We start from the raw sequence: 22911 nt of genomic DNA, 5'->3' as shown, positions 1-22911 counted from the left end.
GGCTATCGGCGCCTGCGGCCCTCGACCAGGAACCAGCCCGCGGCCGCGGCCCCCGACATCGCGAGTACCCGGTCCGCGCGTCCGCCGCGGTCCGCCTTCGACAGATCCATCAGAGACGCCAGTCCGAGCATGACGAAACCGGTCCGCAGCGCGGGCTGGCTGGTGGCCGTCGTGACGAGGGCAGCAGACGACGAGGGTTCGAGGGTAGCGGTCACCGCGACTCCTGTTTGATACCTGGGAACGGGAGGGTTGCCCTAATCTTGTGCCCGGCTTGACGATTCGTCAGGCGTTTGGCAGATCTCCCGGGTACCAAAAAGCCCTACTGGTCGCCCGGCTTGACCTTCGCCATCGCCAGCACGTCGAGCCGCTTGTCGAGCTCCTCCTCGGAGAGCTTGTCGCCGATCAGGCCGCGGTCGATGACCGTCTGGCGGATCGTCTTCTTCTCCTTCAGCGCCTGCTTGGCGACCTTGGCGGCCTCTTCGTAGCCGATCGCCGAGTTCAGCGGCGTCACGATCGACGGCGACGATTCGGCCTGTTCACGGAGGTGCTGGTCGTTGGCGATGAGGCCGTCGATGCACTTGGCGGCGAACAGCTTCGACACGTTGGCCAGCAGCGTGAACGACTCCAGGACGTTGCGCGCCATCATCGGGATGTAGACGTTGAGCTCGAACGCGCCGGACAGCCCGCCGACGGTCACCGCGGCGTCGTTGCCGATCACCTGCGCGGCGACCTGCGTGACGGCCTCGGGGATCACCGGGTTGACCTTGCCGGGCATGATCGAGCTGCCCGGCTGCAGATCGGGGAGTTGCAGCTCGCCGAGCCCGGTGAGCGGGCCGGAACCCATCCACCGGATGTCGTTGGCGATCTTGGTCAGCGACGCCGCGATGGTCTTGAGGGCGCCGGAGGCCTCGACCAGGCCGTCACGGGCGGCCTGGGCCTCGAATGAATCCTTCGCGGTGCGCAATTCGGCGATGCCGGTCTGGTCGACGAGCACCTCGACGACCTTGGCGCCGAAACCGTCGGGTGCGTTCAGGCCGGTGCCGACGGCGGTGCCGCCGATGGCGAGCTCACCGAGGCGGGGCAGCGTCGCCTTGACCCTTTCGATGCCGGCCTCGATCTGGCGGGCATACCCGCCGAACTCCTGGCCCAGCGTGACGGGAACGGCGTCCATCAGGTGGGTGCGGCCGGACTTCACCGTGGTGCGCCACTGGCGGGCCTTGGCGTCCAGCGACTCGTGCAGCACCTCCAGCGCCGGGATCAGATGCCGCACAGCGGCTTCGGTCGCCGCGATGTGCGTGGCGGTCGGGAAGGTGTCGTTGGAGCTCTGCGACATGTTGACGTCGTCGTTCGGGTGGATCGTCACGCCGTTGGCGGCCGCGATCGACGCGATGACCTCGTTGGTGTTCATGTTCGAGCTGGTGCCCGACCCGGTCTGGAACACGTCGATCGGGAACTGGTCGTCGTGGCGGCCGTCGGCGATCTCGGCGGCGGCGGCGATGATCGCGTCGGCCTTCTCCGGGGCGAGCAGCCCGAGGTCCTTGTTCACCTGGGCGCACGCGCCTTTGAGCAGGCCCATCGCGCGGATCTGGGTGCGCTCCAGCGGACGGAAAGAGATCGGGAAGTTCTCGACGGCCCGCTGGGTCTGGGCGCGCCACAGCGCGTCCTTGGGCACCCGGACCTCGCCCATGGTGTCGTGCTCGATGCGGTACTCGACGTCTTTGTCGGCCATGTGGCTCCCTGTTTCCTGAGGTGAGTGGGTGGGTTACGGCAGCGGGTAGGCGGCGGTCTTGTCGCCGGTGAAGTTCACCGCGGAGTACTCGTTGAGCTTCGACAGGCGGTGGTAGGCGTCGATCATCCGGACCGTGCCGGACTTCGACCGCATCACGATCGACTGGGTGGTGCAGCCGCCGCCGAAGAACCGGACGCCCTTGAGCAGGTCGCCGTCGGTGACGCCGGTCGCGCAGAAGAACACGTTCTCGCCGGAGACCAGGTCCCTGGTGGTCAGCACCCGGTCCAGGTCGTGGCCGCGGTCGAGGGCGCGCTGGCGCTCCTCGTCGTCGGTGGGGGCCAGGGTGGCCTGGATCTCGCCGCCCATGCAGCGGATGGCCGCGGCGGCGATGATGCCCTCGGGGGTGCCGCCGATGCCGACCAGCAGGTCGGTGCCGGACTCCGGCCGGCACGCCGAGATCGCGCCGGCGACGTCGCCGTCGGAGATCAGGCGGATCCGGGCGCCCGCGGACCGGACCTCCTCCATCAGCTTGGCGTGCCGGGGACGGTCGAGGATGCACACGGTGACGTCGGAGACCGAGGCCTTGCGGACCTTCGCGATGCGCTGGATGTTGGCCGCGATCGGCGAGGTGATGTCGATGAACTCGGCGACGTCGGGGCCGCCGGCGATCTTGTTCATGTAGAACACCGCCGACGGGTCGAACATCGCGCCACGCTCGGCGACGGCGAGCACCGAGATCGCGTTGGGCATGCCCTTGCTCATCAGCGTGGTGCCGTCGACGGGGTCGACGGCGAAGTCGCAGTCGGGCCCGTCGCCGTTGCCGACCTCCTCGCCGTTGTAGAGCATCGGCGCGTTGTCCTTCTCGCCCTCGCCGATCACCACGACGCCGCGCATCGAGACCGAATTGACCAGCTCACGCATCGCGTCGACGGCCGCACCGTCGCCGCCCTCCTTGTCGCCGCGGCCGACCCACCGGCCCGCGGCCATGGCGCCTGCCTCGGTCACCCGCACGAGTTCGAGGGCGAGGTTGCGGTCCGGTGCTTCACGTCGCGAGGCGCTCATGGCCGAGATTCTCCCATTAGCGGGTTCACAATCGGGAGCTGGGATACTGGCGGACATGACGATGCCGCCCGATCCGGGCCTCCCCGGCGCCGGAGACGCCTCCGAGCAGGCCGCGGCCGGCTACACCGTCCCGGTCGCCAAGCCCGCGAAGTCCCGTCTGCTGCAGGACGGCCGCGACATGTTCTGGTCGGTGGCGCCGCTGGTGCTGGCGTGTGTGGTGCTGGCCGGAGTGCTGGGTATGTGCTCGTTCGCGCCGACGGGCCCGGGTGCGGGCCCGGTCCCCGACTACGACGCGCCTGCCGGGTTGCAGGCCGACGCCGACGCGCTGAAGATCCCGATCCGGGTGCCGCAGCTGCCCGAGGGCTGGCAGTCGAACTCGGGGAGCCGCAAGGGGATCGAGGCGGGGCGCACCGACCCGGTGTCCGGGCAGCGGGTGCGCGCCGTCGCCTCGGTCGTCGGCTACCTGACCCCGAGCGGCATGTACCTGAGCCTGACTCAGTCCAATGCGGACGAGGACAAACTGGTCGCGTCGTTCAGCTCCGAGATGGTGCCGACCGGTGTCGAGGACGTCGACGGGGTCCGGTGGGTGGTCTACCAGGGCGGCGAGCGCGACGGAAAGCCCAACGAACCGGTGTGGACGGCGGAGGTCCGCGGCCCGACCGGGCCCGCCCAACTCGCCGTGACCGGGGCGGGCAGCGCGGACGAATACCGTACGCTTGCTGCGGCGACGCAGACGCAGCCGCCGTTGACTGTCACCTGACGCGGGAGACGCCATGAGCGCAAGCGGACACACACCGGGGACGGCTCGCACATCGGAGGGCGCCGCCGGGGCGGCTCCCGAAGCCGACCTGACCGGATGGACCGCAGCGCCGTTCACCGCGGCCGGGTTCACCTACGACGTCTACCGCAGGGGTGACGGGCCCGGCGTGGTGCTCATCCCGGAGATGCCCGGCTTGCACCCAGGGGTGCTGGCGCTCGGTAACCACCTGGTGGACAACGGTTTCACGGTCGCCGCACCGTCGCTGTACGGAACCCCCGGCGCTCCGGGGATCCGGCCCGGTGCGGTGCCGGTGATGGTGCGCGGTTGCGTGGCAAAGGAGTTCGCGGCATTCGCGACCAACGCCGACCGGCCGATCGCCCACTACCTGCGCGCGCTGGCCCGCGACCTGAACGAACGCACACCGGGCAGGGGCGTGGGTGTGATCGGGGAGTGCTGGAGTGGGGGATTCGCGTTGGCGGCGGCCGTGGACGACAGCGTGCTGGCGCCGGTGCTGAGCCAGCCCTCGCTGCCGCTGGGGATCACCGCCAGGCACCGGGCCGACCCCGGTCTGTCGGAGGCCGAACTGCAGGTCGTCGAACGCCGTGCCGCCGAGGAAGGTCTGTGTGCGCTGGGCCTGCGGTTCAGCGAGGACCCGCTGGTGCCGGCGGCACGTTTCGCGACGCTGAAGAAGCGTCTCGGGGACGCGTTCGAGGTCATCGAGATCGACTCGAAGAAGGGCAATGCGCACGGCTTCGGCAGGATGGCCCACTCGGTGCTGACCCTCGAGGTGCGCGAGGTGGACGGCCATCCGGCCTACGAGGCGCGCAAGCGTGTCGTCGAGTTCCTCACCGAGCGGCTGACCTAGCCGGCTTCGGTTTCGGCTTCCCGGGCAGAATCCTTCGCCACCACGGGATCTCGCGGTCGGGGTCGTCGTCGGAATGGGTGCCGGTGATCGACTCCATCGGTGCGTCCCGGTACACCACCCGGTAGACGCTGATCGTCGTGACCACGACGATCATCAGCACCGGGCCGAGCACGATGCCGATGAACCCGAACATCTGCAGGCCCGCGAAGACAGCCAGCAGCATCAGCGCAGGATGCAGGTGTGCGCTTCTGGGTACCAGGAACGGCCGCAGCAGGTTGTCGATGTTCGTCGTCGCGATGATGTGGAACACCACCACGAAGATGCCGCCGACCGGGTTGCCGAAGATCGCCATACCGATGCCGAGGGGGATCACGACGATGCCGCTGCCCAACGGGATGAACGACAGGACCGTCAGGAAGATCACGAACATGAAGAAGCCGTTGTGGATGCCGGCGATGTACACCGAGATCGCACCCGCGACTCCCTGACAGGCGGCGATGATGAACTGGCCCCTGACCGTCGCCGACACCATCGCGCCGACCTTGGCCAGGTAGATGTCGGAGACGTTGTCTCCCAACGGGTTCAGGTCGCGGAACAGGTCGAGCACCTTGTCGCCGTTGGTGAGCAGCGCCAGGAACACGTACAGGAAGATGATCGCCCCGGTGACGGTGGAGACGATCCCGCCGACGGAGTCGCGCGCGAACCCGAGCGCGAGCTCGCCGAGGTTCTGACCGACCTTGCCGATCGCGTCGCGCACGGACTCCGGTGTCAGCGTGAAGTCCGCGAACGGCACCCGGGCCAGCAGTTCGTTGGCGGAGTCGAGCAGGCGCTGCCCGAGCGCCGTCAGGTCGGTCTGCTCGACCCAGTGCCCGATGCCGGTGACCATCTCGCTGATCTGCAGGAAAGCCAGGAACAGCACGCCGGTCAGGGGCAGCGCGACGACCGCGATCGCGGCGAACAGCGTCGTGGCCGCGGCAGCGCCCGGACCCATCCTGGTGCGCAACCGCCGGTACAGCGGGCTGAACAGATACGCCAGGACCGCGGACACCGCGATCAGCAGCACGTAGTTGCGCAGGAAGTACGCCCCGAAGCCGAGGGCGACCACCGTCAGCACTGCCAGGGCCCGCTTCTGGTTGACGGTGAAGTCGTCCCTCATGGGGCGCACACTATCCGGAGTTGACCGCCGATGACTGTTGTGCGGAGAGAAACCGTGCGGCCAACCGGTTCAGGGCTGTCGGTGCCAGCCTGTTGAGGATCCACTGCGCATGTGCCACACGAGGTTTGATCAGGATTGCCTTGTTGCGCGCGATCGCGTCGAGCACGTCGCGCGCCAGTCGGTCGGCGTCGTAGGCCTTACCGCCCTGCGCGCGCAGGAAGAAGTCGCGCCCGCCGAACGATCCGACCGCCCCTTTGTCCAGGATCGGCGTCTCGACGGCCGCCGGGCACACGGCGAGCACTCCGACACCCTGCGACAGCGCCTCCGAGCGCAGCGCCAGGGACAGCCCGACGACCGCATGCTTGGTCGCGACGTAACTCGTCAGATGGCCGGCGGCGGCGAGCCCCGCCATCGAGGCGGTGTTGACGATGTGCCCGTGACCCTGCCGCAGCATCAGCGGGTATGCCGCCGCGACCCCGTGCACGACGCCGCGGATGTTGACGTCGATGATCGCGTTCCACTGGTCGAGTGTCAGCAGTTCGGTCTCGCCGCCGAACACGATGCCGGCGTTGTTGAACATCAGGTCCAGGCGTCCCGCCCGTGCCTCGACGTCGTCGACGGCCGCCTGAACGGCCGCGGCATCGGTGACGTCGAGACGCGCTGCCCGCGCCCGTGAGCTGAGCGTGGAGACCACCCGCTCGGCGGCCAGTTCGTCGATGTCGGTGCACACCACGTGCGCGCCGGCCCGGTCGAGGGCGCGGCACAGTGCGGCGCCGATGCCGGAGCCGCCGCCGGTCAGGAGAGCCTGTTTTCCCGCGAAGTCTGCGGTGGAGCTCACGAGGCCGGCTCCATCAGCTTCATCACGTGGCCCATCACGTCGGGGTAGCGCTTCAGGTGCGCGCCACCGTTGATGTCGAGCACCTCACCCGTCATCCAGGACGTGCCGGGGGAGCACAGGAAGACCACCGCGGCGGCGATGTCCTCGGGGGTGCCCGCGCGCCCCAGCGCGGTGTTGTCGACGTAGTCCTCGACGACGCCGGGGACCGACGCGGCGGCGGCCGTCAGCGGGGTGTGGACGAAGCCGGGGGCCACCGCGTTGACACGGATGCCGCGAGGCCCCATCTCCAGCGCGGCCACCTGGGTCAGCATCGACAGCCCCGCTTTGGCCGCGCAGTAGGCGCTCATGCCGGCGGCGGGCTGGCGGCCGTTGAGCGAGCTGATCTGCACCAGTGACCCTCCCCGGCGCAGATGCCGTCCCGCGTGCTTGGTGACGATGAAGGCGCCGTTGAGGCAGACGTCGATGACGGCGCGGAAGTCCTCGGCGGCCATGTCGGTGATCAGGCCGACGTTGCTGAACCCGGCGCAGTTCACCGCGATGTCCAGCGGGCCGATCGCGTCGAACAATCGCGCCACCGAGTCCTCGTCGGTGACGTCGACGGCTTCGGCGCGGTGCCCGGATCCGAGCTCGGACGCCCGTTCGCGGGCGCCGTCGGCGTTGCGGTCGGCGATCGTCACCCTGCATCCCTCGGCGGCCAGGGCCTGGGCCGTCGCCCATCCGATGCCTGATGCGCCGCCGACGATCACGGCGACCCGCTCGCTACTGTTGCTCATCCAGTTGGCCCTTCGACTCGGGGTGGAACGAGTTCCAATTATGGGGTGGCACACTCTGCGGGGTGACCGAACTGAAGCGATCCGGGTCCATCGCCGTGGCCGTACCGCCGGAGAAGCTGTACGCGCTGGTGTCCGATGTGACGCGAACGGGCGAGTGGAGTCCGGTGTGCAAGGCCTGTTGGTGGGACGAGGGCGCCGGTCCGCGGGTGGGCGCCTGGTTCACCGGCCGCAACGAACTGCCCGAGCGGACCTGGGAGACGCGCAGCCAGGTGGTGGCGGCCGAACCGGGCCGGGAGTTCGCGTGGGAGGTCAACGACGGATGGGTGCGCTGGGGATACACCCTCGAACCCGACGGCGACGGCACCCTGCTGACCGAGTCGTGGGAGTTCCTGCCCAAGGGGATCGACGGGTTCCACGAGCGTTTCGGATCCGAGGCCGACGCCGAGATCGTCACGCGCAGTGACGCGGCGCGCGACGGGATTCCGGCGACGCTCGCGGCGATCAGGAGAATCGCCGAGGGCGGCTGACGGTCGGGGACTAACGGCCCTGTTCACCTGTAAGCGGTTTCGGCAAACTCGATGGCATGGACCTCGGCGGCGGAATGGCCACGCGCCGTGTCGGCCTGCGCGAAATTTCGTGATGCCGGTCACGCGAAATGCGCCGCGAACTGGAGCTGAACCCGGGACGCAGCACGCTGCGGTAATTCCACGTCAATTCAGGCCGTATGATGAGCAAACCCGTCCGCCATTCTCGGGGCGCGGTGGTAGTGCATGGGGGCGCCGTGAGTAAAGGCCGGATCCGGCCTCAGGCGAGGCCCTGGCTGTGGATACCGATAGGTCTGACCGTCGGGCTGGCGATCCTGCTTGCCGTCGACAGCGACCGCGGACTCCCGGTGCGAACTCTCGACAACGCGATCACGCTCGCGTTGTCCTGCTTCGCCGCGGTGAGCGCGTGGCAGGCGGCGCGCAGTGCCCGCGGGCGGGCGCGCAGATCCTGGACGTTGATGGCGGCCGCCCTGGCCGCGTACGCCCTGGGTGACCTGACCTGGCTGATCCGCGAGAGCGCGTTGCGCACACAGCTGTTCCCGTCGCCGGCCGACGGGTTCTACCTGGTGTCCACCATTCTCGCGGTGCTGGCCGTGTTGACGATGGCCCGGTACGGAATGGGGTCGACCCGGCATTCGAAGCTCCGGGTCGCACTCGACGGTGTGACGATCGCGCTCTCCGCGTTCCTGCTCGCCTGGATCATCTCGCTGAAGGACGTGTACGCCGACCATCAGGGCGACCGCCTGACGCTGGTGGTCGCGACGGCGTACCCGGTGCTCGACATCGTCGCCCTCGGTGTGACGGTGTCGGTCCTGGTGCGGTCCGACATCCGCTACCGGGCCGTGCTGACCAGGGTGGTCGCGGCGTTCGCCCTGACCACCATCGCCGACATCGGTTTCGCCCATGCCGTGGTCAACGGGACCTACTCCACCGGCAGCTGGCTGGACGTCGTATGGGCCGCCGGCCTGGTGTGCTTCGCGGCGGCCGGGCAGATGGCACGGTCCACCACGATGTCGAACCGCCGGGCGCTGACAGTGCCGCCGAACGTGTCCGTGTGGCTGCCGTACGTGCCGTTCATGATCGCCGGAACCATCGGGCCGTTGGTGGTGATGTCGGGGCTGGAACGCCTCATCGTGCCGTTCATCACCGCGGCCGTGTGTCTGCGGCAGGCCGTGGCGGCCCGGGAGAACCGGTACCTCCTGTCCCTGGCCGCCGAGAGGGCTTTGCGCGATCCGCTGACCGGGCTGGCGAACCGGTCGCTCTTCCAGGACCGGTTGGCGCACGCGTTGATGCTGCGCGAGCGCGACAACCGCTCGGTGGCCGTCATCTCCCTCGACCTCGACGACTTCAAACTGGTCAACGACAGTCTGGGGCACCCGGTCGCCGACAGCCTCCTGGTCAGTGCGGGACGTCGCATCGTCGACTGCGTGCGCAGCGGTGACACCGTGGCCCGTGTCGGCGGCGACGAGTTCGCGCTGCTGCTCGAAGGCGACGAGGTGTCTTCGGATCTGATCGCGCAGCGGGTGGCCGAAGCGTTCACCGAACCGTTCGTCGTGGACGGGCACCAGATCCTGATGCACCCCAGCATCGGTGTCGCGGTCGCGTCGCACGACGAACCCGACATATCTGCCCAGACCCTGATCAAGCGGGCCGACATGGCGATGTACACCGCGAAGAAATCGCGGTCGTCGCGCGTCTACACCTTCGACCCGGACATGACGCTTCCCGGCCCCGACGCGGACTCGATCGTCGACAGCCCCGACCGCAAGCCCGGGGCGGGCGCGGCGAAGGTGCAGTTGTTGGGGGAGTTGCGCCGCGCCATCGACGCCGGCGAGTTGGAGATGGTCTACCAACCGAAGGTCGCGCTGCGGACCGGGTGCATCATCGGCGTCGAAGCCCTGCTGCGGTGGCCGCATCCTCGACTCGGTCTGCTCTATCCGGGCGCCTTCATGTCACTGGTGCGTCAGCACGGTCTGATGCGACCGGTCTCCGACCTCGTGGTGGACAAGGTTCTCGACGCAGCCGCCGCCTGGGTGGCCGAGGGGGTGCGAATCCCGGTGGCGGTCAACCTCTTCGCCCCGACTTTGCGGGATGCGCAGCTGCCGGACCGGCTGCTCGGCGCCCTGGAGAAGCGTGGGCTGACCGCAGACATGCTGACCGTCGAGATCACCGAGGACCTCGTCGTCGACGATCTCGGGACGGTGACCGACGTCCTGCAGCAGTTGCGCCTCTGCGGAATCCGGGTCGCGATCGACGATTTCGGCAGCGGCTACTCGGCACTGTCCTATCTGCGGGACCTCCCGATCGACGAGATCAAGCTGGACCGGTACTTCGTGGCGCCGGTGACTGAGGATTCGCGCGCGGCCGCAGTGGTGTCGGCCGTCATCGACCTCGCGCACGTGCTGAACATCGTCGTCGTCGCCGAAGGGGTCGAGGAACCGGTGACCGCGCACTGGCTGCGCGACAAGCAGTGCGACATCGGGCAGGGCTATTACTTCGGCAGGCCGACGGACGCGGCCCGGCTGCCCGACCTGGTCGACGCCGCGGCGCTACCGCGACTCGATGTGCTCGCGGACTAGCACCGGGTAGCGGTTGCGCTCCGGGCGGAAGATGTCGTGCGGGGAGTCGGGGAACTCGCGCATCGTCGCGCCCGGGAACTCGTCGCGGTAGCGGGTCCAGGCGTCGTCGTCGACGATCGGCGCGTTCGGGCTGCGGACGACGAGCAGCGGCGGCTGCCATTGCGCCAGCCGCTCCCACAACGACTGTGTGCGCGCCGAGCGGATCGTCGCGAGTCCGGCATCGCGGTCGACGCGCTCGCTGACCGGCGTCCCGCGCCATCGGCCGCCGAGCAGGCCGAGCGCGGTGTCGTCGGACAGTTCGATCTCTTCGGGCACGTAGTCACCGATGGACACCGAGAGCACGCGGTCGCGGTGGGTGAGCGCCCACAGCAGCGCATACGTCGTCCCCCGCGAGAACGACATGATGTGCACGGGTCCGGCGGTCAGGGCGTCGACGACGGCGCCGACATCACCGGTCAACGCCTCTGAGTCGAACCGGCCGGTGCCGATGCTGTGTCCGTGTCCACGGAGTTCCACGACGGCGGCGCGGCGGCCGAGCGCAGGCAGAACCTCGACGTAATCGTCTGCGACACAGGTGAAGCCGGGCACGAAGACCACGGGCGCGCCGTAGTCGTCTCCGCCGGAGTCCAGGTAGCGGATGCGCGCATCGTCGGTGTCGGCGAAGCGGAACTGCGGCATACGCGAAGTTTCTCAGCCCTTCGGCGGGGCGGGTGCGGCGGCCTGCACGACCGGCGCGCCGCCTTCGCGCTTCATCCGGTCGAACAGTTCGACGTAGTACGGGATGCACTGCTCCAGCGCCTGTTCGGTGGTGAAGCGCGGTTGATAACCGAGATCGCGCTGCGCCTTGGCGATCGAGAAGTAGTTGTCCAGGTAGAGCCGTTCCACCGCAAGCGGTTCCAGCAACGGCTTGGGCAGTCCGAACTTGAAGTGCAGGAACTGCCAGATCGTCATCGCGAACCACACCAGCCGACCCGGAACCCGGAACCTCGGGAACGGCTCGCCGCACGCCTCGACCACGGGGCGGGCGAACTCGAACATGTTGATCGGCTCGCCGTCGTTGATGAAGTAGGCCTGGCCAGGTGCAGTGCCGCCGTCGACGAGATGTTCAGCGGCCAGGATGAATCCGTGCACGAGGTTGTGCACGTAGGAGTTGTCGAGCTTGACGTTCTCGTTGCCGACGAGCACCTTGACGTGTCCGGCGAGTACGCTCTCGAACACCTTGCGGAACATCGTCTGATCGCCCCGGCCCCAGATGCCGCTGGGACGGATCGAGCAGGTGAGCATGTCCGAGATCCCGTTCTGGGACAGTACGAACTTCTCGGCGACCACCTTGGTCTCGGTGTAGAGATCGTTGAAACGTTCGGTGTACGGCAGGGTTTCGTCGCCGCCGGCGATGCGCTGCCCGCCCATCACGACGCTGTTGGAAGCCGTGTAGACGAACCGCTTGGCGCCGGCCTTCTGCGCGGCGTGCACGAGGTTCTGGGTGCCGGTCACGTTGACGGCGAAGCTGCGCTGCCGGTACTCCTCGGTGACCGACGCGCCGCCCATCAGGTCGATGATCGCCGCGGTGTGGAACACGGTGTCGATGCCGTCCACCGCGGCGGCGACGTCGTCGGCGTCGGTGATGTCGCCCTCGAAGATCTCCAGGCGCGCGTGTGCGGGCAGCGCCGAGGCGACCCGGTCGAAGGAGCGCACGTGCAGGCCCCGTTCGAGGAGTTCGGTGACCAGGTTGGCCCCGACGAAACCGGAGCCGCCGGTGACCAGCACCCGGCCGAGATCTGTCCGCAGCGTTGCATCGCCCATGCGGGCAGAATAACTGAAACGTGTTCCAATTTCGAGGGTCGGACCGGAAAACCCTGGAGCCGGGGTCAGTCGTCGTCGTGGCCGGCGGCCAACGCCTTCTCGACCCGCTCGCGCGCCCCGGCTAAGTGCTGCTCACAGCGTTTAGCCAGTTCTTCGCCCCTTTCCCACAATTTGAGCGAAGCATCGAGGTCCAAGCCGCCATGCTCGAGCTGCTCCACGACATCGATGAGTTCATCGCGCGCCTCTTCGTACCCCAACTCACTAATAGGCTTCACTGTCCACCCTCGCTCGTCGCCGTGATCGCCCCGTCTGCGACCCTCACCCGCAACCGGGTGCCGGCCGGTGCGTCCGCGACCGACCCGAGTATCCGCGGATCACCGGCATCCGGGACCGTCTGCACGACGGCGTACCCCCGTGCCAGGGTCGCCGCCGGACCCAGTGTGGTCAGCCGGGCCGACAGGTGCCCGACGCGGTCGGACTCGACCCGCAGCAGGCGGGCGATGTCGCGGCGGACCGCGGCGCGGGCCCGGCCGATCTCGTCGGTACGCGCGTCGATGGCCGCCAGCGGGCGTGACATCACCGGCCGGCTGCGCAGCTGCGAGACGACATGGGCCTCCCGGTTCACCCAGTTGCGCAGCGCGCGTGCGCTGCGCCGGCGCAACTCGGTGATCAGCGCCTGCTCGGCGGCGGTGTCGGGGACGATCCGCTTGGCCGCATCGGTCGGCGTCGCCGCGCGCAGATCGGCCACCAGATCGCACAGCGGATTGTCCGGTTCGTGGCCGATGGCGCTGACCACCGGCGTCGTACACCGGGCGATCTCGCGGCACAGCGTCTCGTCGGAGAACGGCAGCAGGTCCTCGACGCTGCCCCCACCGCGGGCGAGCACGATCACGTCGACGTCGCGGTCGGCGTCCAGTGCGCGCAGGGCGTCGACGATCTGCGGCACGGCGTTGGGGCCCTGGACCACGGTGTGACGCACGGCGAACCGCACCGCGGGCCACCGGCCCGACGCGACGGCCATGATGTCGTGTTCGGCGGCCGACGCGCGACCGGTGATCAGCCCGATGGTGTCCGGCAGGAACGGGATGGGGCGCTTCAGGCGCGGATCGAACAGTCCCTCCGCGTCCAGCAGCCTCCGCAGCCGCTCGATGCGGGCGAGGAGCTCGCCGATTCCGACCGCGCGGATCTCACTGACGCGCAGCGAGAAGGTGCCGCGACCGGTGTAGAAGCTCGGCTTGCCGTAGACGATCACCTGGGTGCCCTCGGACATCTTCACGGGCGCGTTGACCACGAGGCCACGCGGACACGTCAACGACAACGACATGTCGGCGGCCGGGTCGCGCAGCGTGATGAACGCGGTGTTCGAGTTCGGCCGCAGCGTGAGCTGGGCGATCTGCCCCTCCACCCACACCGCGCCGAGCCTGTCGATCCAGCCCGCGACGCGGATCGCAACGCCCCGGACCGGGAACGGATTGTCCGCCGATTGTCCGGGGGCGCCGTCTGCCCCCTCCGGCGTCACTTCGCCGATGCGCGCGTGATCCTGTTGGCGAGCAACGTCTGGTAGGGCGCGCGTGCCTTCGTCGACTCCTCGTAGGCCAGCAGGGCCTCCAGGTCGGGCACCCGCAGCGATGTCAGGCGGGCGCGCAGCTGAGCCAGCGTCAGCGAGTCGTACTCGATCTCCGCGACGATCTCGGGTGCATCGGCGGACGCGGCGGGTGTCTCGGCGGGCGCATCCTGCTTCGGGACCTCGGGATCACCGCTGAACAGCGCGAACCGACCCTCGGTGAGGCGTTCACCGTCCCGGACGGGCAGCTCCACGACGTCTCCGACGTCCCTGCCGTCGTCGGAGTCCCGGTCGGCGCCGGAGTCCTCGTCGAACGTCGCCCACTCGGGCTGCTCGTCCTTGGGCGGGAAGATCGTTTCCAGCGTCTCGTCGCCCTTGATGACCAGGACTGCGACGTCCTGCTGCATCTTCATGACCAGCTGGGCGATCTGGCTCGCGATCGTCATCGGGTACATCAGGATGGTCTGGGGGAGCTTGCGGGTCTCCTCGATGGCGGTCACTGCCGCACCTACGAGCAGACGGACGCCATACGGTGCAGTCGACATGCGCACAGCCTACGGCTGGGCGGCACGGGTGGCGGGTCAGTACCCTGGTGTGCATGCCGCCGACTGTGAACATGGGCATCCCGGGTGCCGCCAGCTCGGTCGTCGAACGGACGGCGGGCAAACGTGTCCTGCTGGCCGAACCGCGCGGGTACTGCGCGGGCGTCGACCGCGCCGTCGAGACTGTCGAACGGGCCCTCGAGAAACACGGTGCCCCGATCTACGTCCGCCACGAGATCGTGCACAACCGCTATGTCGTCGACACCCTGGCCAAAGCGGGTGCGATCTTCGTCGAGCAGACCGACGAGGTGCCCGAGGGCGCCATCGTCGTGTTCTCCGCGCACGGCGTCGCGCCGACGGTGCACGTCGAGGCCGCAGCCCGGAACCTGCAGACGATCGACGCCACCTGCCCGCTGGTCACCAAGGTGCACAACGAGGCCAAGCGGTTCGCCCGCGACGACTACGACATCCTCCTGGTCGGTCACGAAGGCCACGAGGAGGTCGTCGGCACCGCGGGTGAGGCGCCCGACCACGTGCAGGTCGTCGACAACCCGGACGCCGTCGACGACGTCGTCGTGCGGGACCCGAACAAGGTCATCTGGCTGTCCCAGACCACCCTCAGCGTCGACGAGACGATGGAGACGGTCCGCAGGCTCCGGGAGAAGTTCCCGACGCTGCAGGATCCGCCGAGCGACGACATCTGCTACGCCACCCAGAACCGTCAGGTCGCGGTCAAGGCGATGGCGCCCGAGTGCGAACTGGTGATCGTCGTCGGCTCCAAGAACTCGTCGAACTCGGTGCGGCTGGTCGAGGTGGCGTTGGGCGCCGGTTCGCACGCGGCTCATCTGGTCGACTACGCCGAGGACATCGATCCGGCCTGGCTCGACGGCGTCACGACCGTCGGGGTCACCTCCGGCGCCTCGGTGCCCGAGATCCTGGTGCGAGGCGTGCTCGACCGCCTCGCCGAGCACGGTTTCGACACGGTGCAGCCGGTGACCACGGCCAACGAGACGCTGGTCTTCGCCCTGCCGCGGGAGATTCGTCCGGCGCGCGCGTGACCCCCGCGCGCCATGCCCTCGGTGCGCTGCTCGCCGCCGTGCTCGTGCTCGCCGGCTGCAGTGACGCCGAGGACCGTCTGGACGCCACCGTCCGCGGCTTCGCCGACGCGTTGAGCCGCGGCGATGCCCCCGCTGCCGCTGCGCTGACCACTGACTCGGCCGCCGCCTCGGACACCCTCGGCACGCTTTTCGCGAGCCTCGGCACCGACGTCCGCTTCGACGTCGCCGACCGTCGCCGCGAGGAGGATGCGGCGGCGTTCACGCTGTCGGCGACCTGGAAGTTCGGGCCCGGGAAGACGACCGAATGGACCTACACCGCCGAGGGTCGTGCGCGCGCCGACGGCGACGACTGGACCGTCGACTGGAATCCCGCGACGGTCGCCCCGGGCCTCGATGCGGGTCCACTGTCCTACACCACACTCGCTGCGACGCCGGCCGCCCGCGTCGTCGACCGCACGGGTGCCGACCTGCTCACCCAGCACATCGTCACCCTCGTCGAGCTGTCACCCGAAGTCGACGTGAACACCGTTGCGGCCCTGCTCAACCCGGCTGCGCCGACGATCACGCCACAGTCGCTGGCAGCCGATCTCGCCGCCGCGGACGGCAAGCCCGTCACCGCGGTCACGCTGCGCGAGGAGGACATCGCACCCATCCGGGAACAACTCGCCGTGCTTGCCGGGGTGCAGCTGCGCCCGCAGACCCGGCTGCTGGCCACCGACCGCGCGCTGACCTCGCCGACCCTGTCGGGACTCTCGGAACTGTGGCAACAGCGCACCGACGCCGCGGCCGGCTGGGCGGTGCTCGCCGAGACCCCGTCGGGGCCCGAACGTGTCGGCGGTGAGGATGCCGGGCCTGTCGGTGACATCGCGAGCACCCTGGACATCGGGATGCAGCGCGCCGCCGAAGCGGCGCTGGCGCCGCTGGCCACCCCCGCCGCGATCGTGGCCATCCAGCCGTCGACGGGGGCGCTGCTCACCGTCGCGCAGAACTCACCCGCCGATGCCCAGGGCCCGATCGCGCTCACCGGTCTGTATCCGCCGGGATCCACGTTCAAGACGGTGACGGTGTCCGCCGCGCTGCAGGCCGGACAGGTCACACCGGACACCATCGTCGGATGCCCCGGCACCGAGAACATCGAGGGCAGGCAGATCCCGAACGACGACAACTTCGAACTCGGCGACGTGCCGCTGCACACGGCGTTCGCCCGGTCCTGCAACACCACGATGGGCCGGCTCGCGGTCGGCCTGCCGCCGGACGGCCTGACCGAGGCCGCCGCCCAGCTCGGGCTCGGAATCGACTACGTCGCACCGGGCATGACCACGGTCACCGGTTCGGTGCCCGCTGCCGACACGCCGGCACTGCGCGTCGAGGAAGGCATCGGTCAGGGCAAGGTCACCGCGTCACCGTTCGGGATGGCACTGGTCGCCGCGACGCTGGCGCGCGGTTCGGTTCCCGCGCCGTCCCTCGTCGAGGGCGAGCCCGGCATCCCCGACCGCACACCGGATCCGCTGCCGTCCGGGGTCGACGCCCAGGTGCAGGCGATGATGCGCGAGACCGTCACCGGCGGCACGGCGACACAACTTCAGGACATCCCCGGCATGCTCGGCAAGACCGGCACCGCCGAGTACGTCCACGGTCAGGGCGGAGAGGTACGTGCGCACGGCTGGTTCGTCGGCATCCGCGGCGATCTCGCGGTCGCCGTGTTCATCAGCGACGCCGGCAGCTCGGCACCCGCGGTCGACGCGGCGGGAAGCTTCCTGCGCGCAGTGCCCTAGATGTCGTACTCCCACCGGTCGGCTTCGCGGGGCTCGCGCCGGCGGCTGCGGTACTCGGCGCGCTCGCCGGAGTCCTCACCGCGGTAACGAACCCGGGAGACCGGATGGTGCGAGCTGGATCCGTCGGAGCCGTAGGAGTCGTAGTCGTCGTACCGGCTGGGACGCTGCGGGCGCTCGCGCTGAGTCCGTTCCCGCTGAGTCCGTTCGCGCTGAGGTCTGGGCCGCTCGTACCGTTCGCCACGGTCATAGGAGTCGTCGCGGTCGTACGGGTCATAGCGGTCGGTGCGTGTCCGCCGTTCCCGGGGCTCCCTGGCCTGACGCAACTCGCGGTCCTCACGCGACTCGCGTGCGCGCCGCGGCTCCCGCGATGACGGGCGCGGGCGGCGCCGCGGCTCCGGTGCCGACTCCCTGTCGGGACGCGGCCTGCGGCGGCGCGGCTGCTCGTCGACGACGGGCTCGATGATCTCGGTCTCCGGAGCGCGGGAGTGCCGCGAGCGGGGTGCGCCTCGCTTGGCCGGGTCGCCGCTGCGTGCGGTCCGGCGGGCAGCGGGCTTCGCGTCGCGAGGGCGGCGGCGATCCGCGGTGCGGCGCGGTCTGGACTCAGCGCCGTCGGCTCGGGCGGGTCTGCGCAGACCGCCGACGAGGGCGGCGAGCTTCGCCCCCAGGCCCGGAAGAGCGGCCGCCTCGGATGCCTCCGCAGGGTGCGACTTCGCGAAATACCATCGCGCCAGACCGATCAGCAGTACCGCGGCCGAGGTGAAGAACATCAGCGGGAACCGCTCGATCAACGGGTAGCCGCAGTTGATCAGGACGTCCTTGACGCCCTGGATCTCGCTGCTGTGCATCAGGAAATAGGCGGTCGGGACTGTGACGAACAACACCAGCGGGGGCTGGATGACGGCCGTGAACAGAGCACGCTGCTGGACGGCGAGAACACCGATCAGGCAGCCGATCACATAGAGCGTGGAGAACGCTGCGGTGAGCCGTCCACCACCGCTTCCCGCGTCGAAAGCGAACCCGATCAGCGCGGCGACGACCGCGCTCAGGATCGCACCCCACCACGGAATTCCGGCGACATTGGGATGCGCGGAGCGGTGATCGGCCGCGACTGCCGGCCGTGCGCGCTGTCCTGACACAGGTAGACCGTACCGGCTGCGGCTGTGTGACGTTGCAAGCGAACTCCTGCGTGCCGATCACATTGCCTACACTGTGGACCCCGTGGGCCTGAATCTCGGAATCGTCGGACTGCCGAACGTGGGTAAGTCGACCTTGTTCAACGCGCTGACACGCAATGACGTGCTGGCGGCCAACTATCCGTTCGCGACGATCGAGCCGAATGAAGGTGTGGTTGCGCTCCCCGATCCGCGGCTGACCGAGCTGGCCAAGATGTTCGGCTCGGAGAAGATCGTCCCGGCGCCGGTGACGTTCGTCGACATCGCGGGCATCGTCAAGGGCGCATCCGAGGGTGCCGGGCTGGGAAACAAGTTCCTCGCCAATATCCGCGAGAGCGACGCGATCTGTCAGGTGGTCCGCGTCTTCGCCGACGACGACGTCGTCCACGTCGACGGCCGCGTCGACCCCAAGTCCGACATCGAGGTGATCGAGACCGAGCTGATCCTCGCCGACATGCAGACCCTCGAGCGGGCGCTGCCGCGGCTGGAGAAGGAAGCGCGGACCAACAAAGACCGGCGTCCGGTCCACGACGCGGCCGTCGCCGCCAACGAGGTGCTCAATACCGGCAAGACATTGTTTTCATGTCCTCCGCGGGATACGGACGTGTCGCTGCTGCGCGAGCTGAACCTGATGACGTCCAAGCCGTTCCTGTACGTGTTCAACGCCGACGAGTCGGTGCTGACCGACGAGGAGCGGGTGGCGGAGTTGCGCGAACTCGTCGCCCCGGCGGACGCGGTGTTCCTCGACGCGAAGATCGAAGCCGAACTGCAGGAACTCGACGAGGAGTCCGCGGCCGAACTGCTGGAGTCGATCGGACAGACCGAGCGGGGCCTGGATGCGTTGGCGCGGGCGGGTTTTCACACGCTGAAGTTGCAGACCTACCTGACGGCGGGCCCGAAAGAGGCGCGCGCGTGGACGATTCACCAAGGCGATACCGCGCCGAAGGCCGCAGGGGTCATCCACACCGACTTCGAGAAGGGCTTCATCAAGGCCGAGGTCGTGTCGTTCGACGATCTCATGGAGGCCGGTTCGATGGCCGCGGCCAAGGCGGCCGGCAAGGTCCGTATGGAGGGCAAGGACTACGTGATGGCCGACGGCGACGTGGTGGAGTTCCGCTTCAACGTGTGACGGCAAGGCTGCGGCGAAGTAACCAGGGAGGTGTAGGGGTGGACTCAAAGGCTGGGGTGCTGTCCGATGTATGCACTGCTCTTGCTGGCGGCGACTCGCTTTCTGCTGCTAGGGAGATTCTCAGGGACCGGTATCCCTTCGTGCCGGTAGAGAAGATCGTCCGCCGGTACTCGGTAGGTCAGCAGATGAACCTGTTCATGCGTGACGGCTTCATCGACCGCTACACGGGTAACCGACTCGTTAACCCCGGCGTTCTCCGCCTCCTCCATGTTGTGCTCGGGGACGACTTCCCGGCACACCCGAACGGGAAGCTCTCAGAGACGCACATCGCTTTCTGGGAGTTGTTTCCGACGGTCGATCATCGCGTGCCCGTCAGTCGAAGCGGGCCCGACGACGAGTCGAACTGGGTCACAGCGTCGATGCTGAGCAATCAGGCCAAGGCCCAATGGACATTGGAAGAACTCGGTTGGGAGCTGCATCGGCCTGGCGCTGTCACGGAGTGGGATGGGTTGTCGCGGTGGCTGGTCGACTATCTCGCGGACCCGACCGTGTTGGCGAGGGCACCTGAGGCCCACAGTGGCTACATCCGAAAATGGCTTACCGCCACCAAGACGGCGCTTGAAGCCGACGGCGACGTGGTGGAGTTCCGCTTCAACGTTTAGGCGGAGATCCGCTTCGACGTCTGCGGCCGTCGCAGGGTAACGCTAGAATTCTGTACATGACGACGCTGCCGTTGGCTGAGGTCCGCGCGAATCTGTCGAAGCTCGTCGATGAAGCGGTGCGAACACACCAACGGATCGAGGTGACTCGGCAAGGACGTCGTGCCGCAGTGATCTTGAGCGCCGAGGACTACGACTCGATCATGGAGACGCTCGATATCTTGAGCGATCCGGAACTGATGAAGGAACTCCGCCAGGGGCAGGACGACGTCGCTCGCGGGAACTTTCACACGCTCGACGACGTGGCGAAGGAGATGCGAGCCACGGGCCGACTGCCCCAGTGACGTGTGTAGTGGTCTTGTCTCCTGGGGCACGCAGAGCTTTAACAGAACAGCTTCCGGAGGCGGTCGCTGCGGCCTGTTTCGCGTTCATCTACGGACCACTGGCCGAAAATCCCCGCCGCGTCGATAAGCAACTGCGAAACGAGCTGGCCGGTACCTATTCGGCGCGGCGCGGTGAGTTCCGGGTCATCTACGACATCGACGACAACCGGATTCGAGTGGAGGTCATCTCGATTCGTCACCGCAGGGACGTGTACCGCCGACCTTAGGTTGTTCGGTGCGCCGAAAAACCGGTGGCACGCGGCGGCGGTGACCGGCGAGGATGGGTCCGCAATCAGTCGCACACAGTGAGGGACGTCGATGGCGGGGCACGCGGAGAACGAGTTCGGCCAGCCCGTCGGTGTGGCGGTGCCCGACTGGGCGCCGGTCCCGCCGCCAGACGTCGACACTCTCGCGGGAACCTACTGCACGCTCGAACATCTCGACGTCGACCGGCATCACGACGACCTGTACGACGCCTACTCCGCGGCCCCCGACGCGCGCGACTGGACCTATCTCCCCGTCGGTCCGTTCCCGACCGCGCAGTCCTACCGGGAGTGGGCCGTCGCGGCCGCCGAGAGTCGGGACCCCCGTCACTACGCCGTCATCGACAACACGACGGGCCGCGCACTCGGCACGCTGGCGTTGATGCGCCACGACTACGCGAACGGGGTGATCGAGGTCGGTTTCGTGATGTTCTCCCGCGCGCTGCAGCGCACCCCGGTCTCCACGGAGGCCCAGTTCCTGTTGATGCGCTACATCTTCGGCCTGGGCTACCGGCGGTACGAGTGGAAATGCGACAGCCTCAACGAACCCTCACGCAGAACCGCTGAGCGCCTGGGCTTCACCTACGAGGGAACGTTCCGTCACGCCGTCGTGTACAAGGGCCGCAACCGCGACACCGCGTGGTTCGCGATGACCGACGGTGACTGGCCGTCGGCGCAGGCGTCGTTCGCAACCTGGCTCGACCCGGCGAACTTCGACTCCGAGGGGCGCCAGCTGCAGCCCCTGCGGATCGCGCGCGCCTGAGGGCGTCCTGCGCCGAACCTATCCGTTACACGAAATGATCGGGCTGTCATATCTACAGGCCGGTCAATTGTGTGTCATGATCGGCAGGCTGCCAGCCTGTGCGGCAAGACATTTGGGAGGGGACCACGTGACCGCTCGGCGCGCAGCTCCGATAGTGATGGCCGCCTTCCTGATCGCCGGATGCGGCGGATCGGCCGGGGACACCGCGGGTTCGTCGACGCAGTCCGGGACCACCGCGCCGGCGGCGAAAGCCGAAGCCGATGCCGACGACGTGCCCGACGAGGGCGACATGACCGCCGTCTATGAAGACGCGACCACCCCCGAGGCGCAGAACGGCCGCCACCTCATGGAGTCCGCCGAGCTGCTGGAGAATCTGGCGGCATCGGTCAACGACACGTTCAACCTGCCGGGTGATTTTCAGCTCCTCGGGCAGCAGTGCGATCAGCCCAACGCCTTCTACGACCCGAACGAGCAGGCGATCGTCCTCTGCTACGAGGACGCCGATTTTGCCGAGGCCGTCTTTGCGAAGAACGGGGATCCCGATCCGGTGGACTCGGCCCTCAACGCCGAGATCGGCAGCTTCTATCACGAACTCGGCCACATGCTCATCGACATCTACGACCTTCCGATCACCGGGCGGGAGGAGGACGTCGCCGATCAGCTCGCCGCCTTCGTCATGCTGGCGCCCGACGACGACGGCACGATCGATCCCGAGTCGGTGAAGGTGGTCCGCGACTTCGCCGGTGAGTTCCGAGCTTTCGCCGACGAGGAGGGCGAGGTCGGGGAGGAGCAGTTCGCCGGGGGGCACTCGCTGAATCAGACGCGCATGTACAACCTGCTGTGCTGGGCCTACGGCGCGGACCCCGACGCCAATGCGGCCATCGTCAGTGACGGCGAGTTGCCGCCGGAGCGCGCCGAGCTGTGCGAGGACGAGTACTCCAAGATGGATTACGGATGGGCGACTCTGCTTGCGCCGTATGTGAAGTGACCGTCAGCGCGGCGTCAACCGGAAGACCGGGATGTCGCGGCCGGTGACCGACGTCTTCTCGCGGTAGTCGCGGTAGCCGGCGTAGACGCGCTCGGCGAGCTCGTAGAGACGTCGGTGTTCTTCGGCATCGGTGACCTCGGCGGCGGTGAACGGCTCCTGGCCGAACGTGCACTCGGGGTTCGCTTTCAGGTTGTGATACCACTGCGGGTGGCTGCTGCCTCCGAAGTTGGAGGCGACGAGGATGACGTCCGACCCGTCGTGAAAGTACGTGAGCTGGACTTCGCGGGGCTTTCCGGACTTCGCGCCGGTCGTCCGCAGCGGCGCGTTGACGATCGGGCCCATGTTGATCCGGCCCTTGCTCAGGCGGAACAGGATCGGATCGGTGCGGCGTGCGATGTGGCGCGCCATGAACTGCCCGAACTTCGACCGCCCGAAGCGCACGCCCTGGTCGTAGCGGTGCCCGCGTCGGCGGTGGGGGTCGACATGGCGCAGCGGCATTGACGCA

Annotated in this window: 25 protein-coding genes; 12 read left to right on the top strand and 13 right to left on the bottom strand. The window is 68.4% G+C overall.

Going from position 1 to position 22911, the window contains the following annotated elements:
* Positions 1 to 2: 2 nt before the first annotated feature.
* The 3 genes from DYE23_RS21665 to glpX form a co-directional block, all read right to left on the bottom strand.
* Positions 3 to 215: a hypothetical protein gene (locus DYE23_RS21665; RefSeq protein WP_115328128.1), complete on the bottom strand. Its 213-nt coding sequence runs from the start codon at positions 213 to 215 to the stop codon at positions 3 to 5.
* Between the two features lie 104 nt (positions 216 to 319).
* The gene (locus tag DYE23_RS21660; protein ID WP_115328127.1) at positions 320 to 1729 is read right to left on the bottom strand and encodes a class II fumarate hydratase; all 1410 of its coding nucleotides are present in this window, start codon (positions 1727 to 1729) and stop codon (positions 320 to 322) included.
* 33 nt (positions 1730 to 1762) lie between these two features.
* Positions 1763 to 2791 (bottom strand): class II fructose-bisphosphatase, encoded by a 1029-nt coding sequence (glpX, locus tag DYE23_RS21655; protein WP_115328126.1) that lies wholly within the window; start codon positions 2789 to 2791, stop codon positions 1763 to 1765.
* A 55-nt stretch (positions 2792 to 2846) separates the two neighbouring features.
* Here glpX and DYE23_RS21650 point away from each other — a divergent pair, with 55 nt between their 5' ends.
* Together DYE23_RS21650 and DYE23_RS21645 are read left to right on the top strand one after the other, a co-directional pair.
* Complete coding sequence (locus DYE23_RS21650; protein ID WP_372516303.1) at positions 2847 to 3551, top strand: DUF4245 domain-containing protein; 705 nt, start codon at positions 2847 to 2849, stop codon at positions 3549 to 3551.
* A 13-nt stretch (positions 3552 to 3564) separates the two neighbouring features.
* Positions 3565 to 4416 carry a dienelactone hydrolase family protein gene (locus DYE23_RS21645; RefSeq protein ID WP_172527826.1) on the top strand — a complete coding sequence of 284 codons (852 nt, stop codon included), beginning with the start codon at positions 3565 to 3567 and terminating at the stop codon, positions 4414 to 4416.
* On the opposite strand, the gene DYE23_RS21640 is transcribed toward DYE23_RS21645, so the two are convergent.
* Genes DYE23_RS21640 through DYE23_RS21630 form a run of 3 tightly spaced genes read right to left on the bottom strand, consistent with a single transcriptional unit; the run spans position 4397 to position 7183 of the window.
* Positions 4397 to 5572, bottom strand: a complete 1176-nt coding sequence (locus DYE23_RS21640) for an AI-2E family transporter (protein ID WP_115328125.1) — start codon at positions 5570 to 5572, stop codon at positions 4397 to 4399. The genes DYE23_RS21645 and DYE23_RS21640 overlap by 20 nt on opposite strands.
* 10 nt (positions 5573 to 5582) lie before the next feature.
* Positions 5583 to 6410 (bottom strand): SDR family NAD(P)-dependent oxidoreductase, encoded by an 828-nt coding sequence (locus DYE23_RS21635; RefSeq protein WP_115328124.1) that lies wholly within the window; start codon positions 6408 to 6410, stop codon positions 5583 to 5585.
* Positions 6407 to 7183, bottom strand: coding sequence for an SDR family NAD(P)-dependent oxidoreductase (locus DYE23_RS21630; protein ID WP_011892960.1), 777 nt, complete (start codon positions 7181 to 7183; stop codon positions 6407 to 6409). Before DYE23_RS21630 ends, DYE23_RS21635 begins: the two co-directional genes overlap by 4 nt.
* Positions 7184 to 7245: 62 nt before the next feature.
* On the opposite strand from DYE23_RS21630, the gene DYE23_RS21625 reads away from it, so the two are divergent.
* Both DYE23_RS21625 and DYE23_RS21620 read left to right on the top strand, forming a co-directional pair.
* Complete coding sequence (locus DYE23_RS21625) at positions 7246 to 7710, top strand: SRPBCC family protein (protein WP_115328123.1); 465 nt, start codon at positions 7246 to 7248, stop codon at positions 7708 to 7710.
* A 254-nt stretch (positions 7711 to 7964) separates the two neighbouring features.
* Positions 7965 to 10307 carry a putative bifunctional diguanylate cyclase/phosphodiesterase gene (locus DYE23_RS21620; RefSeq protein ID WP_235660470.1) on the top strand — a complete coding sequence of 781 codons (2343 nt, stop codon included), beginning with the start codon at positions 7965 to 7967 and terminating at the stop codon, positions 10305 to 10307.
* On the opposite strand, the gene DYE23_RS21615 is transcribed toward DYE23_RS21620, so the two are convergent.
* The 5 genes from DYE23_RS21615 to DYE23_RS21595 all read right to left on the bottom strand — a co-directional run bounded on the left by DYE23_RS21615 (position 10278) and on the right by DYE23_RS21595 (position 14219).
* The gene (locus tag DYE23_RS21615; protein ID WP_115328122.1) at positions 10278 to 10985 is read right to left on the bottom strand and encodes an alpha/beta fold hydrolase; all 708 of its coding nucleotides are present in this window, start codon (positions 10983 to 10985) and stop codon (positions 10278 to 10280) included. The two genes, DYE23_RS21620 and DYE23_RS21615, sit on opposite strands and share 30 nt — an antisense overlap.
* A gap of 12 nt (positions 10986 to 10997) precedes the next feature.
* The gene (locus DYE23_RS21610) at positions 10998 to 12110 is read right to left on the bottom strand and encodes a 3-beta-hydroxysteroid dehydrogenase (RefSeq protein ID WP_115328121.1); all 1113 of its coding nucleotides are present in this window, start codon (positions 12108 to 12110) and stop codon (positions 10998 to 11000) included.
* A gap of 65 nt (positions 12111 to 12175) precedes the next feature.
* On the bottom strand, positions 12176 to 12385 hold the full coding sequence (locus DYE23_RS21605; protein WP_013471053.1) for an exodeoxyribonuclease VII small subunit: 210 nt from the start codon (positions 12383 to 12385) through the stop codon (positions 12176 to 12178).
* Entirely contained in the window at positions 12382 to 13629 is a 1248-nt protein-coding gene (xseA, locus tag DYE23_RS21600; protein ID WP_115328120.1) for an exodeoxyribonuclease VII large subunit, read from the bottom strand. Before xseA ends, DYE23_RS21605 begins: the two co-directional genes overlap by 4 nt.
* Positions 13626 to 14219 carry a lipid droplet-associated protein gene (locus tag DYE23_RS21595; protein WP_115329064.1) on the bottom strand — a complete coding sequence of 198 codons (594 nt, stop codon included), beginning with the start codon at positions 14217 to 14219 and terminating at the stop codon, positions 13626 to 13628. Before DYE23_RS21595 ends, xseA begins: the two co-directional genes overlap by 4 nt.
* Positions 14220 to 14272: 53 nt before the next feature.
* Between DYE23_RS21595 and DYE23_RS21590 the strand changes: the two genes are divergently transcribed.
* The gene (locus DYE23_RS21590) at positions 14273 to 15274 is read left to right on the top strand and encodes a 4-hydroxy-3-methylbut-2-enyl diphosphate reductase (protein WP_115328119.1); all 1002 of its coding nucleotides are present in this window, start codon (positions 14273 to 14275) and stop codon (positions 15272 to 15274) included.
* Positions 15271 to 17049, top strand: coding sequence for a penicillin-binding transpeptidase domain-containing protein (locus DYE23_RS21585; protein WP_115328118.1), 1779 nt, complete (start codon positions 15271 to 15273; stop codon positions 17047 to 17049). Before DYE23_RS21590 ends, DYE23_RS21585 begins: the two co-directional genes overlap by 4 nt.
* Here DYE23_RS21585 and DYE23_RS21580 read toward each other — a convergent pair.
* Positions 17046 to 18185, bottom strand: coding sequence for a DUF6542 domain-containing protein (locus DYE23_RS21580; RefSeq protein ID WP_115328117.1), 1140 nt, complete (start codon positions 18183 to 18185; stop codon positions 17046 to 17048). The genes DYE23_RS21585 and DYE23_RS21580 overlap by 4 nt on opposite strands.
* Positions 18186 to 18267: 82 nt before the next feature.
* Here DYE23_RS21580 and ychF point away from each other — a divergent pair, with 82 nt between their 5' ends.
* The 6 genes from ychF to DYE23_RS21550 all read left to right on the top strand — a co-directional run bounded on the left by ychF (position 18268) and on the right by DYE23_RS21550 (position 22406).
* Positions 18268 to 19350 (top strand): redox-regulated ATPase YchF, encoded by a 1083-nt coding sequence (gene ychF, locus DYE23_RS21575; RefSeq protein WP_115329063.1) that lies wholly within the window; start codon positions 18268 to 18270, stop codon positions 19348 to 19350.
* A 38-nt stretch (positions 19351 to 19388) separates the two neighbouring features.
* Positions 19389 to 20012 (top strand): HNH endonuclease family protein, encoded by a 624-nt coding sequence (locus DYE23_RS21570; protein ID WP_235660469.1) that lies wholly within the window; start codon positions 19389 to 19391, stop codon positions 20010 to 20012.
* Between the two features lie 56 nt (positions 20013 to 20068).
* Positions 20069 to 20353 (top strand): type II toxin-antitoxin system Phd/YefM family antitoxin, encoded by a 285-nt coding sequence (locus tag DYE23_RS21565; protein ID WP_115328116.1) that lies wholly within the window; start codon positions 20069 to 20071, stop codon positions 20351 to 20353.
* On the top strand, positions 20350 to 20619 hold the full coding sequence (locus DYE23_RS21560; protein WP_115328115.1) for a type II toxin-antitoxin system RelE family toxin: 270 nt from the start codon (positions 20350 to 20352) through the stop codon (positions 20617 to 20619). Before DYE23_RS21565 ends, DYE23_RS21560 begins: the two co-directional genes overlap by 4 nt.
* 91 nt (positions 20620 to 20710) lie before the next feature.
* Positions 20711 to 21418, top strand: a complete 708-nt coding sequence (locus tag DYE23_RS21555) for a GNAT family N-acetyltransferase (RefSeq protein ID WP_115328114.1) — start codon at positions 20711 to 20713, stop codon at positions 21416 to 21418.
* 127 nt (positions 21419 to 21545) lie between these two features.
* A complete protein-coding gene (locus DYE23_RS21550; protein ID WP_115328113.1) occupies positions 21546 to 22406 on the top strand; it encodes a DUF4344 domain-containing metallopeptidase in 861 nt (286 codons plus the stop codon).
* 3 nt (positions 22407 to 22409) lie between these two features.
* Here the strand turns inward: DYE23_RS21550 and DYE23_RS21545 are convergent, their stop codons facing one another.
* Positions 22410 to 22904: a nitroreductase family deazaflavin-dependent oxidoreductase gene (locus DYE23_RS21545; protein ID WP_011892974.1), complete on the bottom strand. Its 495-nt coding sequence runs from the start codon at positions 22902 to 22904 to the stop codon at positions 22410 to 22412.
* Positions 22905 to 22911: the final 7 nt, after the last annotated feature.

Origin of the sequence: Mycolicibacterium gilvum (assembly GCF_900454025.1) — a bacterium.
Taxonomy (GTDB): Bacteria; Actinomycetota; Actinomycetes; order Mycobacteriales; family Mycobacteriaceae; genus Mycobacterium; species Mycobacterium gilvum.
This window is presented reverse-complemented; position numbering and strand designations above follow the sequence as displayed.